The sequence below is a fragment of the Sphingomonas sp. genome (assembly GCF_048595155.1).
Classification (GTDB): Bacteria; Pseudomonadota; Alphaproteobacteria; order Sphingomonadales; family Sphingomonadaceae; genus Sphingomonas_I.
On record NZ_JBMDXN010000047.1, the window covers coordinates 109924 to 125337 of the forward strand.

The 15414-nt window shown below is 65.0% G+C and carries 17 protein-coding genes and 2 pseudogenes; 11 read left to right on the forward strand and 8 right to left on the reverse strand.

Going from position 1 to position 15414, the window contains the following annotated elements; translation table 11 throughout:
- Positions 1-2 precede the first annotated feature (2 nt).
- Positions 3-1094: an AI-2E family transporter gene (locus tag ACOJSI_RS07790; protein WP_420137699.1), complete on the reverse strand. Its 1092-nt coding sequence runs from the start codon at positions 1092-1094 to the stop codon at positions 3-5.
- Between the two features lie 30 nt (positions 1095-1124).
- Between ACOJSI_RS07790 and ACOJSI_RS07795 the strand changes: the two genes are divergently transcribed.
- Positions 1125-1889 carry a ribonuclease HII gene (locus ACOJSI_RS07795; protein WP_420137700.1) on the forward strand — a complete coding sequence of 255 codons (765 nt, stop codon included), beginning with the start codon at positions 1125-1127 and terminating at the stop codon, positions 1887-1889.
- Here the strand turns inward: ACOJSI_RS07795 and folP are convergent.
- Together folP and ACOJSI_RS07805 are read right to left on the reverse strand one after the other, a co-directional pair.
- A complete protein-coding gene (gene folP / locus ACOJSI_RS07800; RefSeq protein ID WP_420137701.1) occupies positions 1806-2891 on the reverse strand; it encodes a dihydropteroate synthase in 1086 nt (361 codons plus the stop codon). The two genes, ACOJSI_RS07795 and folP, sit on opposite strands and share 84 nt — an antisense overlap.
- Complete coding sequence (locus ACOJSI_RS07805; RefSeq protein WP_420137702.1) at positions 2888-3589, reverse strand: VIT1/CCC1 transporter family protein; 702 nt, start codon at positions 3587-3589, stop codon at positions 2888-2890. The genes folP and ACOJSI_RS07805 overlap by 4 nt, the downstream gene beginning before the upstream one ends.
- Before the next feature lie 137 nt (positions 3590-3726).
- On the opposite strand from ACOJSI_RS07805, the gene ACOJSI_RS07810 reads away from it, so the two are divergent.
- A complete protein-coding gene (locus ACOJSI_RS07810) occupies positions 3727-4296 on the forward strand; it encodes a septal ring lytic transglycosylase RlpA family protein (RefSeq protein ID WP_420137703.1) in 570 nt (189 codons plus the stop codon).
- Positions 4297-4514: 218 nt separating this feature from the next.
- Here the strand turns inward: ACOJSI_RS07810 and ACOJSI_RS07815 are convergent, their stop codons facing one another.
- Entirely contained in the window at positions 4515-4706 is a 192-nt protein-coding gene (locus ACOJSI_RS07815) for a hypothetical protein (RefSeq protein ID WP_420137704.1), read from the reverse strand.
- 9 nt (positions 4707-4715) lie between these two features.
- The gene (locus tag ACOJSI_RS07820) at positions 4716-5840 is read right to left on the reverse strand and encodes a site-specific DNA-methyltransferase (protein WP_420137705.1); all 1125 of its coding nucleotides are present in this window, start codon (positions 5838-5840) and stop codon (positions 4716-4718) included.
- Between the two features lie 286 nt (positions 5841-6126).
- Here ACOJSI_RS07820 and ACOJSI_RS07825 point away from each other — a divergent pair, with 286 nt between their 5' ends.
- The 7 genes and pseudogenes from ACOJSI_RS07825 (at position 6127) to ACOJSI_RS07855 (ending at position 11003) form a co-directional block, all read left to right on the forward strand.
- Entirely contained in the window at positions 6127-6264 is a 138-nt protein-coding gene (locus tag ACOJSI_RS07825) for an aa3-type cytochrome c oxidase subunit IV (protein WP_420137706.1), read from the forward strand.
- Between the two features lie 10 nt (positions 6265-6274).
- Entirely contained in the window at positions 6275-7396 is a 1122-nt protein-coding gene (locus ACOJSI_RS07830) for an NAD(P) transhydrogenase subunit alpha (protein ID WP_420137772.1), read from the forward strand.
- A gap of 17 nt (positions 7397-7413) precedes the next feature.
- Positions 7414-7572 (forward strand): annotated as a pseudogene (locus tag ACOJSI_RS07835) (proton-translocating transhydrogenase family protein); the annotation flags it as partial.
- Positions 7573-7731: 159 nt separating this feature from the next.
- Positions 7732-7869, forward strand: a pseudogene (locus tag ACOJSI_RS07840) (proton-translocating transhydrogenase family protein); the annotation flags it as partial.
- Between the two features lie 32 nt (positions 7870-7901).
- On the forward strand, positions 7902-9311 hold the full coding sequence (locus ACOJSI_RS07845; protein WP_420137707.1) for an NAD(P)(+) transhydrogenase (Re/Si-specific) subunit beta: 1410 nt from the start codon (positions 7902-7904) through the stop codon (positions 9309-9311).
- A 100-nt stretch (positions 9312-9411) separates the two neighbouring features.
- The gene (locus ACOJSI_RS07850) at positions 9412-10245 is read left to right on the forward strand and encodes a hypothetical protein (RefSeq protein WP_420137708.1); all 834 of its coding nucleotides are present in this window, start codon (positions 9412-9414) and stop codon (positions 10243-10245) included.
- A gap of 221 nt (positions 10246-10466) precedes the next feature.
- Positions 10467-11003, forward strand: a complete 537-nt coding sequence (locus tag ACOJSI_RS07855) for a hypothetical protein (protein WP_420137709.1) — start codon at positions 10467-10469, stop codon at positions 11001-11003.
- 7 nt (positions 11004-11010) lie between these two features.
- Here the strand turns inward: ACOJSI_RS07855 and ACOJSI_RS07860 are convergent, their stop codons facing one another.
- Positions 11011-11973 carry a methyltransferase gene (locus ACOJSI_RS07860; RefSeq protein ID WP_420137710.1) on the reverse strand — a complete coding sequence of 321 codons (963 nt, stop codon included), beginning with the start codon at positions 11971-11973 and terminating at the stop codon, positions 11011-11013.
- Between the two features lie 56 nt (positions 11974-12029).
- Here ACOJSI_RS07860 and ACOJSI_RS07865 point away from each other — a divergent pair, with 56 nt between their 5' ends.
- Entirely contained in the window at positions 12030-13328 is a 1299-nt protein-coding gene (locus ACOJSI_RS07865) for a hypothetical protein (protein WP_420137711.1), read from the forward strand.
- Here ACOJSI_RS07865 and ACOJSI_RS07870 read toward each other — a convergent pair.
- Positions 13325-13711 (reverse strand): SET domain-containing protein, encoded by a 387-nt coding sequence (locus tag ACOJSI_RS07870; RefSeq protein WP_420137712.1) that lies wholly within the window; start codon positions 13709-13711, stop codon positions 13325-13327. The two genes, ACOJSI_RS07865 and ACOJSI_RS07870, sit on opposite strands and share 4 nt — an antisense overlap.
- 163 nt (positions 13712-13874) lie before the next feature.
- On the opposite strand from ACOJSI_RS07870, the gene ACOJSI_RS07875 reads away from it, so the two are divergent.
- On the forward strand, positions 13875-14939 hold the full coding sequence (locus ACOJSI_RS07875) for an alanine racemase (RefSeq protein WP_420137773.1): 1065 nt from the start codon (positions 13875-13877) through the stop codon (positions 14937-14939).
- Here the strand turns inward: ACOJSI_RS07875 and ACOJSI_RS07880 are convergent.
- Positions 14936-15133, reverse strand: coding sequence for a hypothetical protein (locus ACOJSI_RS07880; protein WP_420137713.1), 198 nt, complete (start codon positions 15131-15133; stop codon positions 14936-14938). The two genes, ACOJSI_RS07875 and ACOJSI_RS07880, sit on opposite strands and share 4 nt — an antisense overlap.
- Positions 15134-15414 lie beyond the last annotated feature (281 nt).

Here is a 15414-nt window from a genome sequence, read left to right on the forward strand (position 1 = left end):
GGCTAATTGACGGCGGCCGTCGGCGTCTCTGCGATGCGGTTCGCGCCGGCGATATAATCGCGCCACAACAGGATCAGCATCGCCATGACCGCCGGCCCGACGAACAGACCGAGCAGGCCCAGGCTCTCGACCCCGCCGAGGATGCCGATCAGTACCCACAAGAAGGGCAGCCGGGTCGATCCGCCGATCAGATAGGGCCGCACGAAATGATCGGCGATACCGACCACCACCAGGCCGATGATGATGATCGCGATCGCCCAGCCGACCGCGCCCTGGCCGACCAGCATCAGCGCGGCGATGGCGAACAGCACCGCGGCACCGAACGGGATCATCGCCGCCACCGCGGTCAACAGGCCCAGCAGCAGCGGATGGGGGACCCCGGCGATCAGGTAGAAGACCGCCATTACCGCGCCCTCGCCAATGCCCACCAGGACGAGACCGTCGATCGTTCCGCGCACCGAGCGTACCAGCTGGGTGCCGATGCGGTCGCCGCTGTCGCCGAACATGCGCTTACCCGCAATCTGCAGCTGCGCGATGAAACCGTCGCGCTCGCGCAGCAGGAAGAACAAGGCGACCAGCGTGAAGGTGAAGACGACGCTGCGGTGGAGCAGGTTGCGCCCGACCAGTTCCGAATTGCCGTCCAGAAACGATCCGCGCACCCGATCCCATTGCAGGGCCGTTCCTTCCGGTGTGGCGAGATTGTCCTGCCACCAGCCCGAAATCTCATTCGCGAACGGCAGCTTGCTGACCCATTCCGGCTCGGCCAGGCCGTTGGCGCGCGCATCGGCCAGCCAATGGAGCAAGGTGCGCGCCTCCCGTGCCGCCTCGACCACGCCGATCGTCAGGGGCGCCAGCACCAGCAACGCGATCAGAAGGGTCGCGATGGTGGGCAACCACACGCGGCGGCCCGCCGGCCAGCGGCTTTCGGCGCGCGCGTAGAGCGGGTCGATCGCAATCGCGATGATCGCCGCCCACAGCAAGGCGGGAATGAAGGTGGCACTCAGCCAGACCGCGAACAGCCCCAGCCCGACCCCGAGCGACGCCTTGGCAATGCGCTGGGCGCGGCGGTGATCGGGGGTGGGCTGCTCTATCATGAAGGGTTGTCTGCGCCGGGGCGCTGGCGCGTGCAAGCCGTGGATCGTGGGGATTGTAGCCCAAAGGGGCGTGACGAGGCGATTCCGCTGCGGCATAATGACGGCGTGGCCGTGAACCGCCCCTTCTTCCGCAAGCGCGCCAGCCTGTTCCCGCCGGTGATCGGCTGTGACGAGGTCGGGCGCGGTGCCTTGTGCGGACCGGTGGTGGTGTGCGCGGTGTGGTTCGAGCCGGAGGCGCTGCCCAAGGGCGTGCTTGGCCGGCTGGACGACAGCAAGCGCATCGACCGCGCCGAGCGGGAGGAATTATATCCGGTGATCGCGCGGGTCAGCCGGGTTTCGTTCGCGGCACGATCGGCGCGCTATATCGATCTCTACAATATCCGGAACGCGACGCTACAGGCGATGACCCAGGCGGTGACCCGACTGGAGATTGACGCGCCGGTGCGGATCGACGGGATCGATGTCCCGCGTGGCCTGTCCGGCGATGCCAAGGCTGTGGTGAAGGGCGACGGCAAGGTGCCGCAGATCGCGGCGGCCTCCATCCTTGCCAAGGTGTTGCGCGATCGGCTGATGGTCAAATTGGGTCGGCGCCATAGCCATTATTGCTGGGAGGCTAACTCCGGCTACGGCACGCAGGTGCATCGCAAGGCGATCATCGAACATGGCCATACCCGTCATCATCGCAGCTCGTTCGGCGATCTGTTTGCGACGCTAAACGGTGGCGAGGGCCTCGTCGCGCAGCCCGCACCAGACGCGCACCGCCTGGACGGTTTCGAAGACGTCGTGAACGCGTAGCAGTTGTACGCCCTGCGCGATGCCGAATACGGCCAGCGCAACCGAACCACCCAGCCTCTGATCGACCGGCGCGCCGCCCGACAAGGCCGCGATCGATCGCTTGCGGCTGACCCCCAGCAGGATCGGGCAGCCCAGCCCATGAAACAGCGATAGGCCGTTCAACAAAGCGAGATTGTGGCTCAGCGTCTTCCCGAAGCCGATGCCCGGATCGATCATTATACGGGACCGATCGATCCCCGCGGCGACGGCGGCGTCGATCCGCGCGGCCAGCCAGTCATAGACGTCGATCAGGACATCGTCGTAGCGCGGATCCTGCTGCATCGTCTCCGGCGCGCCCTGATGATGCATCAACACCACCGGGCAGCCGCGTGCGGCCACCAGGGCCATGGCGCCGTGATCCCAGGTCATCGCCGACACATCGTTGATCAGCCCCGCCCCCGCATCCAGCGCGGCGGCCATGACATCGGCCTTGCGCGTGTCGACCGAGATGGCCGCACCGGCGCGATGCAGCTGTGCCACCACCGGTGCCACGCGGGCGATTTCCTCCTCGACCGGAACGAGCTGTGCGCCCGGCCGGGTGGATTCGCCGCCCACGTCGATCAGGGCCGCGCCCGCCGCGCGCATCGCATCGGCACGGGCCAGCGGATCGCCGCCGCTGCCGCCATCGGAGAAACTGTCGGGCGTGACGTTGAGGATGCCCATCACCTCCGGCCGATCGAAGGCTAGCTCTGTCGTGCCGAGCATGAACGGCGTGCGCGGTGCGGTGAGGCGGGCAAGCGTGGCTTTTGCCTGATCTGCCAGAGCGGGCGGCAGTCCGTCCGCGGCGTCGGAGAGCGCCGTGACCGGAACCAGCGTCTGGCGCACCCGCCGACTGCCCTCCACGACGATCAGCTCGACCGCGCTGAACCAGGTCAATCCGCCGGCGAGCCGCAGCGCCCCGGACGCTGGCACGTCGACGAAGCCGGTCGGGCGCAGATAGACGCGGCTCTCCGCCACGCTCATGCGGTGGTGCCCAGTAATCGCCCCAGCCCGATCGTGATCATCATCGCCGCCGCGCCCAGGATCAGGACGCGCAGCACGGCCGGCACGATCGGCGCTCGCCCGGTACGGGCCGCAATCGCGCCGAGCGCGCCCAGCATCGCCAGCGACACCAGGATCACCGCGACCGCCACATGGCGGAACGGCGAAATCGCCGCTACGCCGAGGGGAATAGCGGCACCGACCGCGAAGGAGGCGGCAGAGGCAAGCGCGGCCTGCACCGGCCGGGCGGCATTATGCTTGGACAGGCCCAGCTCATCGCGCGCATGGGCGCCCAGCGCGTCATGATCCATCAGCTGGGTCGCGACCTTGCCCGCCAGCTGCGGCTCCAGGCCCCGCTTCACGTAGATGCCGGTCAGCTCGCGATGTTCGCCGACCGGATCCTCATGCAGCTCGCGGGCTTCCCGCCGCAGATCCGCCTGCTCCAGATCGGCCTGCGAACTGACGCTGACATATTCCCCCGCCGCCATCGACAGCGCGCCCGCGACCAGGCCGGCGCTGCCCGCGATCAGCATCGCGCGCGGTTCGGACGATGCGCTGGCGACGCCGACGATCAGGCTGGCGGTGGACAGGATGCCGTCATTCGCGCCCAGCACCGCCGCGCGCAGCCAGCCGATATGGGTGATGGCGTGGGTTTCATGGTGGCGAACATGATATGGCATGGCGATCCCTGTTCGGCCGAAGGCAGCTTTCGGCCAACCTTCTCGCACGATGGGGGGTGTGGCAAGAGCGACGCCGGGAGTGAGCGTCGTCGTGCAGCGCCTTTATCCCGATCGCGCGCCGGTCTAGGATCGAAGCCATGAGGATGTGGCCCAAGGCGCGATCATGGGGCGCAGCTCTGATCCTGCTGATGCTGGCAGCCTGTTCCGGCGGCAATTTCCGCCCCGTCAGCGATACGCCGGTGCGGATCGGCGCGCCCTATTCGGTCCGGGGCACCACCTTCGTTCCAGCGCCCGATCCCAGCTATGACATGCTGGGCTATGCCAGCTGGTATGGCGCGGAATCCGGCCGGCACACCGCCAACGGGGAGCGCTTTCGACCTGATTGGATCACCGCCGCCCACACCACCCTGCCGTTGCCGACCTATGTCGAGGTGACGTCGCTGGCCACCGGGCGGCGGATCATCGTGCGCGTGAATGATCGCGGGCCGTTCGTACGTGGGCCGCGCATCATCGATCTGTCTCGGGGGGCGGCGACGCAGCTGGGAATCAAGGGGATGGGCGTCGCGGCGGTGCGCGTGCGCCGGGTCGAGCCCAGCGAGCGTGATCGCGCGCGCCTGCGCCGGGGCAAGCCTGCGCGCGAACTCGCCCCGGTGTCTCAGAGCGCGCTTCAGAACTTACGGCAGCAGCTCAAGACCGCCGGCTACTGAGATCGCGTCGCCGCGCGGGCGTGTCAGCCCTTCTTGCCGCTGTTCCACTTTTGCCGCCGCCGCCCCGGCCTGTGCCGGTGCTGCCGCTGGCGCCATCGCCGCCTTTCTTGGTGACCGCTCCGGGATTACCGCCTGCGCCTTTCTGGGCCATGTTCATCTCCATCTCTTCTTGAGATGGGGTAACCCATTGGAATGTTTGGCTGTTCCCCTGAAATTGCCTATCGCAGGTTAGGATCTGGCAGGATTGGCCGCTTGCCCTTGGTGCGGCTGGTGAGGTGATAGCGCCCGCACCGATCGCAGCGATAGCTTCTCAGCACCACGCTGGCGCCGCGTGCCGCCTGCACTGCCTCTTCCTCCGATGCGAAGCGCGCCTTCCTGCGGCAGATGCTCAGCCGGGTCCGCATCGCCATGGCCCTGGCTTAGAGGGAAAGCCCCGCCAGATGCTGTTGGCGCAGGGCGTCGATCGGCACGAGGTTGCCGCTTTGCTCGATATGCCAGAAGGTCCAGCCGTTGCAGGACGGCGCATTTTGCAGCGTCGATCCCAGACGATGGATCGACCCGCCCTGGGTGCCGCATAAAAGCGAGCCGTCCGCCTTTACCTCTGCCTGCCAGCGCCGCTTGGCATCGGTCAGGACGGTGCCCGGCGTGATCAGGCCGCTTTCCACCAGCAGGCCGAACGCCACGCGCGGAGTCGCCGCCTTTTCGGGCACGCCCACCATCGCGCTCTCATCCAGCGGCAGGGTGGAGGCGATGCGCGCGCGGGCCGCATCGACATATTTGGTTTCGCGATCGATGCCGATCCAGCGACGGCGCAGTCGACGCGCGACAGCGCCGGTGGTGCCGGTGCCGAAAAACGGATCGAGCACGATGTCACCCGGTTTGCTGGCGGCCAGCATCACCCGATACAGCAAAGCTTCAGGCTTTTGCGTCGGATGCGTCTTGTGCCCGTCATCGTCCTTCAGCCGTTCCGAGCCGCCACAGATGGGCAGGCTCCAGTCGGACCGCATCTGGACGTCGTCGTTGAGCCCCTTCATCGCGCGATAATTGAAGGTGTAGCGCGCCTTCTCGCTCTTGGAGCACCAGATCATCGTCTCATGCGCGTTGGTGAAACGCGTGCCCTTGAAATTGGGCATGGGATTGGCCTTGCGCCAGATGATGTCGTTCAGGATCCAGAAGCCCGCATCCTGCACCGCGGCGCCGACGCGGAAGATGTTGTGATAGCTGCCGATCACCCACAAAGTCCCGTCATCCTTCAGGATGCGGCGCGCCTGTTCCAGCCAGGCGCGGGTGAAGCGATCATAAGCGTCGAAGCTATCGAACCGATCCCAATGATCCATCACCGCGTCGACGCGGCCGCCTTCCGGCCGGTGGAGGTCACCGCCCAGCTGCAGATTATAGGGCGGATCGGCAAAGATCATGTCGATGCATTTGTCGGGCAGCTTGGCCATTTCGGCCACGCAGTCCCCGGTCAGGATCGTGTCGAGCGGCAGCAGCGCCAGGGAGGGGCGCAGTTCCGCCTTTCGTATCGGCCTTAGCGCACCCACCCAACCAACCCCCGGAATCTCGAACGAAGCCTGCCTGATGGCGGTGCGGGGAGTCCGCGGTCAAGCCCATGTCGGCGCACCGTCGGCTCGGCTGGACCCGCCGGAAGCGGGGGTGGTAAAAAGTTATCCACAGGATGTGGGAGTCCGCTGCGCCCGGGATCCTCTACGGGTTGTGGGTGTTGCGTAAAAGACTCGCCCTCTGGGTGATCGGTGGATACTCTCCGCTTGAGGCCGGTACGGCGTGCCGCTAACACGGCGGACAGACGTCAATCATGGGGACGAACAGATGGCCGAAAGCGGCGCACCTATCGATCTTCCCGCACACGAGCGGGCTTATTCGCGCTTCATTGGCCTGTTTAAGTACGGCGCGATCGCCTGTTTCCTCGTCGCTTTCTTCGTCATCTTCCTGATTACGCGCCACTGATCGCATGGCCATCCGTCTCGCGGTTTTGAAAGAAACAGCGGACGGGGAAAAGCGCGTCGCCGCCACGCCGGAGACGATCAAGAAATTCCTGGGGCTGGGCGCCGAAGTCGCGGTCGAGGGAGGGGCAGGCGAAGCCGCGTCTCTGTCCGATCAGGCTTTTGCCGATGCAGGCGCATCCGTCGCGGATCGCGCTGCCGTGCTGGCGGGCGCCGACATCGTCTTGGGCGTCCAAGGTCCCGATCCGGCAGCGCTGGCGGGCGTGAAGGATGGTGCGTGGATCGTGGCGGGGCTCAACCCGTTCGGCGATCGCGCCCGGATCGATGTCTATGCCGCCGCGGGCTATGAAGCGCTCGCGATGGAATTCATGCCGCGCATCACGCGGGCGCAGTCGATGGACATATTGTCGTCCCAGTCGAACCTCGCGGGCTACAAGGCCGTGCTCGATGCGGCATCCGAATATGGTCGCGCCTTCCCGATGATGATGACGGCCGCCGGCACCGTATCGGCCGCACGCCTGTTCGTGATGGGGGTGGGCGTGGCCGGGCTGCAGGCCATCGCCACCGCACGGCGCCTCGGGGCACAGGTGTCCGCGACCGACGTGCGCTCCGCGACGAAGGAGCAGATCCTGTCGCTGGGCGCCAAACCGGTCTTCGTCGAGAATGTCGCGGGGATCGAGGGTGAGGGGTCGGGCGGCTATGCGGCCGAAATGTCGCCGGAATATCAAAAGGCGCAGGCGGAACTCGTCTCCAGCCACATCGCCAAGCAGGATATCGTCATCACCACCGCGCTGATTCCAGGGCGGCCCGCGCCTCGCCTGATCAGCGATGCACAGATTGCCGCTATGCGCCCGGGCAGCGTGATCGTCGATCTGGCGGTCGAACAAGGTGGCAATGTCGAAGGCGCGCAGCTTGGCGAGATCGTGGAACGCCATGGTGTGCGCATTGTCGGCCATCGCAACGTGCCGTCACGGCTGGCGGCGGACGCTTCCGCGCTGTTCGCCCGCAACCTGTTCAATTTCCTGTCCGCTTTCTGGAACAAGGATGGCGGCCTGCCCGTGCTCGATGACGAGATCGGGGATGCCGTTCGCCTGACCCGGGGCGGCAAAGTGGTGAATGCCCGCCTGTTGAGCTGAACGAAGGACGCGCCCGCATGGACTTCATCTCGATCCTGTCGATTTTCGTCCTCGCCTGCTTCGTCGGTTATTATGTTGTCTGGTCGGTCACGCCCGCGCTGCACACGCCGCTGATGGCGGTTACCAACGCCATCTCCTCCGTCATTATCGTCGGCGCCCTGATCGCGAGCGCCGCCGGCATCTTGCCGATCGGCCGCGCGCCCGTCCCAGCGTCCGCCCCCGTCGCCAGAACCGTGCCGGACCACGCGATGATCAAGGACAAGGATATCGCGCCGACGGGCACCCTTACCGAGCAGAGGCATGTCGCCGTATCAGCGGCACCCGCGCCGTCCGGCGCCGGTCATGCTGTCTCCAAGTGGTTGGGCCTGATCGCGGTCGCGCTGGCGAGCGTCAACATCTTCGGGGGCTTCGCGGTCACCGCGCGCATGCTTGCCATGTACAAGAAAAAGGATCGGCCGGCGGTCGCCAAATAAGGCGGGCGCGGCAGGGGAGTGAAGGGAAGCAGATGGAGCAGGCGGTAAACCCCTGGGCGATGCTCGCGTATCTCGTGGCCGGGGTCTGCTTCATCCTCGCGCTGCGGGGCCTGTCCAGTCCGACCAGCAGCCGCCGCGGCAATCGTTTCGGCATGTTCGGCATGGCGCTGGCGGTCGGCACCACGCTGATCACGCACCATGGCGGTTCGCTGTGGGAAATTGCCGTGGCGATCCTGATCGGCGGCGGCGCCGGCTTCCTCATCGCACGCCGGATCGCAATGACGGCGATGCCCCAACTGGTCGCCGCCTTCCACTCACTGGTCGGGCTTGCGGCCGTGCTGGTCGCCTGTGCTGCCTATCTCAATCCCCAGGCGTTCGGCATCGCCGACGCCGACGGGCTGATCCACCATGTCAGCCGCATCGAGATGGGATTGGGCGTTGCGATCGGCGCGATCACCTTTTCCGGTTCGGTGATCGCGTTCCTGAAACTGAACGGCAATCTGTCGGGCAAGCCGATCATGCTGCCGGCGCGCCATGTCATCAACCTGGGCGTGCTGGCGGCGATCCTTGGCCTGATCGCCTATTTCCTGGCGGACCAGTCGCCATGGATCTTCTTCACGATCACGCTGCTCAGCTTCGTTATCGGCTTCCTGCTCATCATCCCCATCGGCGGTGCCGACATGCCAGTCGTGGTGTCGATGCTGAACAGCTATTCCGGCTGGGCCGCCGCGGCGATGGGCTTCACGCTGCATAACAGCGCGATGATCATCACCGGGGCACTGGTCGGCTCCTCCGGTGCAATCCTCTCCTACATCATGTGCCGTGCGATGAACCGCAGCTTCCTCTCCGTCATCGCCGGGGGCTTTGGTGGGGAGGCCGGTGGTGCGGCCGGCGCTGCGGCGATCGATCGTCCGTGGAAGCGCGGCTCGGCCGAAGATGCGGCCTTCCTGATGAGCCAGGCGGAACAGGTGATCATCGTGCCCGGCTATGGCATGGCCGTGGCCCAGGCCCAGCATGCGCTGCGGGAGATGGCGGATCAGTTGAAGGCGCAGGGCGTTACCGTGAAGTATGCCATCCATCCGGTCGCAGGGCGCATGCCAGGTCATATGAACGTGCTGCTCGCCGAAGCGAACGTGCCTTATGACGAGGTATTCGAGCTGGAGGACATCAATTCTGAATTTGCGCAGACCGACGTCGCCTTCGTCATCGGCGCCAACGACGTCACCAATCCTGCGGCGAAAACCGACCGTAGTTCACCCATTTACGGCATGCCGGTACTGGATGTCGAAAAGGCGAAAACCGTCCTTTTCATCAAGCGCAGCATGGGCGGCGTTGGATATGCCGGGGTCGATAATGAACTTTTTTACCGCGACAACACTATGATGCTGCTCGCCGACGCCAAGAAGATGGTCGAGGAGATCGTGAAGGCGTTGGCACATTGAAACGGCCCAGGGGAACGGGTCCTTACAGGAGGCATGAATGGTATCAGCAGGCGCGATTTTAAATGGCACCTTCGCCTTTGTTCGAAGGGAATGGAAAGCGGTGGCGATCTGGACGGCCATCCTGTTTGTGGCCTCGCTCCTCTCCGGCGCCCTTTTCATGGGGCCCATCTACGTAGCACGATTGCAGGCCCTGCAGAACGGGATCTCGCCGGCGCCTGCGATCGGATCGTTCGTGCTGATCGGCCTGCTGTTCATACTCCTGATCACCGTCCTGTGGGCGGCCGTGTTTCGCGCAGTGATGCGTCCCGAGGAGCGTAGCTTCGCCTATCTGCGTCTCGGCATGGACGAACTGCGGCTTCTGGCGGCCGTCCTGATCATCATGGTCGGCGGGTATCTGGTGTTCCTGATCCTGGCCGTGATCATCGGCTTCATTGGCGGAATTGTCGGGCAGGCCGCCGGCCTCTCTGCAGGTCTTGCGATCGGTGTGTTGCTGGGATTGGCGCTGCTGGTGGCAAGCATCTGGGTCGGCGTTCGCCTGTCCGTATTTGGCCCGCTGACCATCCTGCGTCGCAAGATCGCGATCGGATCGGCTTGGTCGCTTACCCGGGGCGCCTTCTGGCCGCTGTTCGGCGCCTATGTGATCATCGGTCTGATCCTCTGCTTCGTCTATGGCCTGGTCTTCACCGTGCAGATGGGGTCGCTGTTCAGCGACATGGCGAACCCGAACGATCCGGCGGCCGCGTTGCGCATCGCTGAATGGCAAGCGGCCCAATATGGCAGCCCCTTCTCGGCATGGGGATTTTTCAGCGTCATCCTGCAAGCGATCATCGGCGGCGCGGCTTTGGCGCTGCAGGCAGGTTCAACCGCGATCGCGGCCGATCGTCTGGTGGGCGGCGGCGGCGCGCCGAACGATCTGCGTGCGGTCTATGAATGACTTGACACTGTTATCGATGTCAAAAAGAACAGTGCTGAATTAGCGATATCGAACCAAAGCGGATGATCCGGTCTGATCCTCCTTAGCCAGGAACGCATCGGATATGTCCGCTTTGGCGATAATGGCTAGCGCGCCGGCCAAAAGTGCCGCTAAGCGGTCCTTATGTTGCTAGGGGGCGTGATAGCGCGACCATCGCCGGTCGCATCGAACGACAATCGCCGATGAGCGAGCCGACGGACGAAGGTTCGCCTCAGCTGCGTCAACTGAGCGCAGAGGTCGATCGGATCGCACGGGCGCTGGCCAAGCTGTCGGCGCCGAAGGCGAGCGAACCGCCCCCCAATATTCTCGAACGGCGGCATCAGCCGGATCGTCGTGCCCAGCCCGATCGTCGCGATACTGCACGTGCGGAAATGTTGTCCACGATTCGTGGCATCATCCGGGCCCGCCGCATGCGGGAGCAATTCTTCAACGCCGATCTCTTCGCCGATCCTGCCTGGGATATGCTGATCGATCTATTGCACGCCCGGTTGGAACAACGGCCGGTTGCCGTGTCCAGCCTGTGCATCGCCGCGGCTGTTCCGCCCACGACCGCGCTGCGCTGGATTAAGCGGCTGACCGACGAAGGTATTTTCGTCCGCACCGCCGATCCGCTGGACGGCCGGCGGATCTTCATCGATCTGTCCGATTCTGCCGCCGAGAATATGTCCGCCTATATCCAGCAGATTGGCCGGATGGGATTCGCTTTCCTCCAGGATTGATCGGCGATCATCTGCCCGCTGCGGTAAGGATCGCCGCGACCAGCGCGATCCGATCAACATCGGCATAGGCTGGCTTTTCCAGCTCTTCGCCGAACACATCCGGATCCAGCTCGCGATAGCGCAGCCGGCAGCCACGGTGGGCGGCGCGCTGCGCCAGCGCTGTCTGCAGCCGATCCTGACCTCGCACGATCGCGCTCCCGGTATACAGGATGACGCGGCCCCCCGGGCGAAGCCGCCCCAAGGCGGCATCGGTCAGGTCCAGCGACAGCTGAGCGCCATGCATGCCGCCGCCGTCGCGATAGGTCCGCGCATCCTCGTCGATGATATAGGGCGGATTGATCATGGCGACGTCGATGTCGCCTTCCACGCCCTCGATGCCGGGCGTCTCCATGGCGTCGATCCGAACATTGGCGGCCCGTGCATTGATGCGCGCGAGCCGCAGCGCTTGGGAATTGATGTCCGTCATCGTAACGCGCGCCTGCGGGCTGCATTGTGACGCCACGATCGCGCCCACCCCGGCACCCGTGCCGATATCCACAATATGCGCATCCGTCTGTACGGGCTCCGCATGCAGTTCCCGCGCAATCAAATCGGCGAAACGATAGCTGTCCGGCCCAAAGAAAACCGCATCCTGCGCGTCCGTGGGATAAGCCGAATGGAGATAAAGCGTGTCGTGCAGGGTGGATACGCGCACACGGCTGCGCCAGCCCTCCGCCGTCCGTTCGATCATGCCCGCCGCGTCCAGGTAGGTCAGCAGAGGCTGCGGCAGGGTGTCACGCGCGAACGGGAGGCTCCAGCCCAGCGCATCCTCGATCGACCTTGCCATCGTTCGATCCGCACGCGCGATCACCCGGGCATGGGTGGCCGGGGTCGGCGTTACGAATCGATAGCCTTGCTGGTGCAACTGGCGGAGCAGGTCGAGCAGGGCCGTGTCCGTTTCGTCCGGGCGGACGGCAGTTTCAATTTCCATGGCGCGCGATTGCCGTACGGCGCATCATCACGCAAGCAGCGGTGGCAGGATAAATCATGCGCTTTCTGGGAGTTACGGAGACTTGCGACCTCTCGGCCCTTTATGTGCGGCTACGGGAGGAAGGTCATGACGTGCGCGTCGCCATCTGCGAACCGCTGGCCACGGGCACGCTGGCAGGCATGGTCGATCAGGTCGATGACTGGCGGGAAGAGCTCGCCTGGATCCGCGCCGCCGGCCGCGACGGCATCATCCTGTTCGAGAGCGTGTCCGAAGGGTTTGGGGCGCTGCAGGATGAATTACGGCGCGACGGGTTTCAGGTCGTCGGCGGCAGCGCTTTCGGCGACCGGCTGGAAAATGACCGCGCCTTTGCCCAGCGGCTCCTCGCCGATCTCGGCTTCTCCACCGCCCGCAGCTGGGAATTCACCGATGCGGCTGCGGCGGACGCGTTCCTGCTCGCCCATCCGGCACGCTATGTATTGAAGTTCAGCGGCGCCGATCATGGGGCCGACGATACCTATGTCGGGCAGTCTGCCGACGGCCGCGATGTACGGGCCATGCTCGCCGCCAAGCGCGAAAGCCGGGATGGTGTGCGCTTCATCCTGATGGACCATGTCGAAGGTGTGGAGATGGGGGTGGGCGCCTATTTCGACGGCAGCCGTTTTCTCCGTCCCGCCTGCCTCGACTGGGAGCATAAGCGCTTCTTCGCCGGCGACATGGGCGAGCTCACGGGAGAGATGGGGACGGTCGCGACCTATGATCGCACCGGGCTGATGTTCGATCGGACGCTGGCCAAGCTGGAGCCTGTCCTGTGGGGCCGCGGCCACATCGGCTATATCAACCTCAACCTGATCGTGAATGATGCGGGGATCTGGCCGCTCGAATTCACCTGCCGCTTCGGTTATCCGGGCTTTGCCGTGCTGGAGCCGTTGCAGGCCATCTCTTGGGGCGCGCTGCTTCGATCAATGGTCGACGGGTCTGGCGCGAGCTTTCCGCATCGCCCAGGCTTCTGCGTCGGCATCGTCATGACGACGCCACCCTTTCCTTACTCGCGCCATCAGGTCGCAGCGCCGATCGGCCTGCCGATCCTGCTCGATCCAACCTTCGACGCGACGGACCAACGTCACCTGCATCCGGGCGAAGTCGGGCTCGCTGCCGGCCAATGGGTTACCAGCGGACTTTATGGCTGGACGTTGGTCGTCACCGCGGTTGCCGACACCATCGCAGCAGCCAAGGCAGAGGCCTATGCCCGCGCCGGGCGGATCGTCGTGCCGCAGGCGCGCTATCGCCTCGACATTGGCGATCGGCTGATCGGGGGAAACCTTGCCGAAGTCGAGCGGTTGGGCCTGTTCGGCTAAAAGGCCAGTCCATTGGTGCGGACATTGTCGCAGATCGTACGATAGTCCGACGTCAGCTCCGTACCGGCAGGTAGGTCGTCCGCAGCGAAATCGCGGCCGAACGCAATCCCGTCCGATATCGTATTGGGCGTGTCCGAATGGTTGAAGTGGCGGCCATTGTCGCCGCACAGCACCCACAGGCCGGTCGGCGCATGCCAGGTGGAATAGGTCCGGAGATAATCCTGCATCTGACGTGGCAGGCTGGCCATTTCCGCGTCGGTATAGACGCGATCGACGCGGCTATCATATTGCCAGATCAGGTCGCCTTTGCGGACCGGCTGTAACAGGAAGATGCCGATCCCATGAATGCCGCTAGGCTTCAGTTCCGTATCAACGACCATCATAGGCTTTGACCCTCACGCCGATGCGGCTTGCATCGTCCGCCGGAGCAGAGAGGTCAATTAACCTACGCTAATCCGGTCATTTCCCTGGCGCCGGACGCGCATTGCGCCCGGCGCCGATCCGCGCCAATCCTTTGGGATGACGTTACCGCCTACGCCCTGTCTGATGCTCGATTGCGACGCCCTGGACCGCAACATAGCCCGGATGGCCGCCTTCGCGCGGACGCAGGGGCTGCGGCTACGGCCGCACGCTAAAACGCATAAAAGCCGTGCCATCGCCGCGCGCCAGGCGGCGGCAGGTGCCGTTGGTATCTGTTGCGCAACTTTGTGGGAGGCGGAGCAGCTCGCCGGAGCCGCGCCCTCGATCCTGCTGACCTCGCCGATTGCGGGCGCGTCTGCTGCTGCCCGGATCGCGGCGCTGTTGAACCGCGACGTCGCGCTCTCGATCGTGGTCGATCATCCGGCATTTCTGGACGCATTAGACGCTCAGCTTCCCGCCGGCAGGTCGCTCGGCATCGTTATCGATGTCGATCCCGGTATGGGGCGCAGCGGCGTGGCCTCCCCGCAAGATGCAGTTACGCTGGCACATGTCGCCGCCGGCCGGTCGGGCCTGCGCTATGACGGTATTCAATTCTATTGTGGGAGCGAGCAGCATATCCCGACGCTTGCCGCGCGCAAGGCGGCGATCGCCACGCGCAATCTGCGGCTTCAGGCAACGATCGGCGCTTTGACGCAGGCTGGCCTGCCGCCTTCGATCGTGACCGGCGGCGGCACCGGCACGCATGGCATCGATGCGGACGCGGGCTTGCTCACCGAATTGCAGCCGGGCTCCTACATTTTCATGGATCAGGATTATGGCGCCTGCGAGCTCGGCGGCGCCGGCCCGTTCGAGACGGCATTGCGCGTACACGCGACCGTCGTCAGCGCCAATCATCCCGGCTGGGTGACGATCGACGCTGGCATCAAGGCGCTCGCCACGGATAGCGGGCAGCCGCTCGCGCAGGCAGGGATTTCGGCGGGGAGTTCGTACCGTTTTACCGGCGACGAATTCGGTCGGCTGGACCTCGCCGACGGGGCATCATCACCCGCCGTCGGCGATCGCATAGCCCTCACGGCATCGCATTGCGATCCCACCGTGAACCTGCACGATGTCTACCATCTTACCGGAAGTGCGGTGGGCGGGTCCGTCTGGCCAATCGATGCGCGGGGCTACGGCGTGCCTCGCGATTAGTTGCGCAGGTTGCGCTCCGCCTCGTCGATCGCGGCGAGAAGGCCGCTAAAGTCATGTCCCTCATCGATGCGATAGGCGCGCTTGAACCCGCGGCCCAGAATGGCAAGGTCATATTCGGACAAAAGGCCCACCGCGACGACGCGGTGCTGCTTCCCGTCCTGCGGGTTTTCGTCCGGATAAGCATCGCCACTCATATTCATGCATCTCCAAACCGGCCAAGCGGATGTAAGTTGCCATCGTTTAACGGCCGGAATGGCGCCGTGTTAGATGGTCGGCGCAGGCCGCCGCCGGAACAGCACCGGATGGCGACATGTCGTGCAGCGCGCGAACGTGCTGGCATCCTGCCGTGCCGGTGCACGCCACCGATGCAGCCCCACCCAACATAACCAGCGCATATCTGATCTCCCGGACGCATGGGAGCGTTAGACGCGCGCCAGACGGAAACGATCCAAAAGCGGCGAACGAATCGCAAATG

Coding starts and splice junctions, on each gene's coding strand:
- ACOJSI_RS07790 (WP_420137699.1), bottom strand. CDS start 1,094: ATGATAGAGCAGCCCACCCCCGATCACCGCCGCGCCCAGCGCATTGCC.
- folP (WP_420137701.1), bottom strand. CDS start 2,891: ATGAGCGTGGCGGAGAGCCGCGTCTATCTGCGCCCGACCGGCTTCGTC.
- ACOJSI_RS07805 (WP_420137702.1), bottom strand. CDS start 3,589: ATGCCATATCATGTTCGCCACCATGAAACCCACGCCATCACCCATATC.
- ACOJSI_RS07810 (WP_420137703.1), top strand. CDS start 3,727: ATGAGGATGTGGCCCAAGGCGCGATCATGGGGCGCAGCTCTGATCCTG.
- ACOJSI_RS07815 (WP_420137704.1), bottom strand. CDS start 4,706: ATGGCGATGCGGACCCGGCTGAGCATCTGCCGCAGGAAGGCGCGCTTC.
- ACOJSI_RS07825 (WP_420137706.1), top strand. CDS start 6,127: ATGGCCGAAAGCGGCGCACCTATCGATCTTCCCGCACACGAGCGGGCT.
- ACOJSI_RS07845 (WP_420137707.1), top strand. CDS start 7,902: ATGGAGCAGGCGGTAAACCCCTGGGCGATGCTCGCGTATCTCGTGGCC.
- ACOJSI_RS07855 (WP_420137709.1), top strand. CDS start 10,467: ATGAGCGAGCCGACGGACGAAGGTTCGCCTCAGCTGCGTCAACTGAGC.
- ACOJSI_RS07860 (WP_420137710.1), bottom strand. CDS start 11,973: ATGGAAATTGAAACTGCCGTCCGCCCGGACGAAACGGACACGGCCCTG.
- ACOJSI_RS07865 (WP_420137711.1), top strand. CDS start 12,030: ATGCGCTTTCTGGGAGTTACGGAGACTTGCGACCTCTCGGCCCTTTAT.
- ACOJSI_RS07870 (WP_420137712.1), bottom strand. CDS start 13,711: ATGATGGTCGTTGATACGGAACTGAAGCCTAGCGGCATTCATGGGATC.
- ACOJSI_RS07875 (WP_420137773.1), top strand. CDS start 13,875: ATGCTCGATTGCGACGCCCTGGACCGCAACATAGCCCGGATGGCCGCC.
- ACOJSI_RS07880 (WP_420137713.1), bottom strand. CDS start 15,133: ATGAGTGGCGATGCTTATCCGGACGAAAACCCGCAGGACGGGAAGCAG.